Genomic DNA, 1,474 nt, shown 5'->3' with positions numbered 1-1,474 from the left:
GGCGTCGATACTGCGGTTCAGATCGCCCGTGAGCGCTTCGAGCATGCGCACGTAATGGCGACCGAAGCGCGCCATCGTTTCGGCGTCGAAGAGTTCGCGCGCGTAGCGCAGGCTCACGTTCAGCGTGCCATCGGGAAACTCCTGCGCGTTCAAGGTCAGTTCGAATTGCGCTGCGCCCTCGCCGAGGTCGTGGCCACCGATCGACAGACCCGGCAATTGCTCCAGCACGCGATAATCGCTGCGCTGATGATTGAATGCCACCTGGAAGAGCGGCGTGTGGCTCAGGCTGCGCTCGGGCTGCAGCGCATCGACGAGCACGTCGAACGGCAGATCCTGATGCGCCTGCGCGTCGAGCGCACGCGCCTTCACCTGGTCGAGCAGCGTAGCCAGCGTCGTGCGGCCGTCGAGTTCGGCCTTCAAGACCTGTGTGTTGACGAAGAAGCCGATCAATCCTTCGGTTTCCACACGATTGCGGTTCGCGACCGGCACGCCGATGCGGATATCGGTCTCGCCCGTATAGCGATGCAGCAGCGCGTCGAAAGCGGCGAGCAGCACCATGAACGGCGTCGCGTTGCGCTCGCGTGCGACGCGGCGCAGCGCATCGACAAGCGGAACAGGCAACGCCAGCGGCTCCGTCGCGGACCGCCATGCGCCAAGCGCATGACGCGGCCGATCCGTCGGCAACGCCAGCACCGGCTGCTCGCCGCCGAGCACCGCGCGCCAGTAGGCAAGCTGCCGTTCCTGCTCGCCGTCCGCGAGCCAGCGGCGTTGCCACACCGCGTAATCGGCGTACTGGATCGGCAGATCGCTCAGCGCGACCGATTCACCGCTCACGCGTGCGCGATAGCCCTCGACGAACTCGCGCAGCAGCACCCCCATAGACCAGCCATCGGAGACGATGTGGTGCATGACGACCACGAGCACATGCTCATCGGCCGCCACGCGTGCCACGCCCACGCGCAGCAGCGGGCCCGCTGTCAAATCGAACGGTTGCTCACACAACGAAGTGGCCCACGCGGAGAGCGCAGTGTCGCGATCCGCACTGCCGGCGAGATCGACGAACGTGCAATCGCAGCGCGCTTGCGCGCGATCCGCGATGCGCTGTACGGCCTGGCCTGCCGCGCCGGCCGTGAACGTCGTGCGCAACGATTCGTGACGTTGCACCAGCGCGTCGAAGCTGCCGCGCAAGGCGTCGCTATCGAGTGCGCCGCTGAGCTTCAGGGCGCCATCGATATGATAGGCGCGGCTCTCCGGCTGAAGATTCCACAGGAACCATAGACGCTGCTGTGCGAACGAGAGCGGCAGCGCATCGCGCTGATCGGCCGGGACCGGCGCAATCGTCGCGTCGCTGGCTGCGTCTTCGTTTTCGTTTTCGTTTTCGTTTTCGCTCGCGAGGCTAGCGGCCAGCGCGGCGAGCGTCTGGTGTTCGAAGATATGGCGCGGCGTGATCTTCCATCCCGCTTCACGCAAACGC

1 protein-coding gene is annotated in these 1,474 nt (G+C 65.9%); it reads right to left on the bottom strand.

Annotated features, from left to right (window positions below):
- Positions 1-1,474: condensation domain-containing protein (locus U5775_RS38750; protein ID WP_322063408.1), on the bottom strand; the 1,474-nt coding region annotated here is incomplete at both ends.

Origin of the sequence: Paraburkholderia sp. J63, assembly GCF_905220245.1 — a bacterium.
Lineage (GTDB): Bacteria > Pseudomonadota > Gammaproteobacteria > Burkholderiales > Burkholderiaceae > Paraburkholderia.
This window is presented reverse-complemented; position numbering and strand designations above follow the sequence as displayed.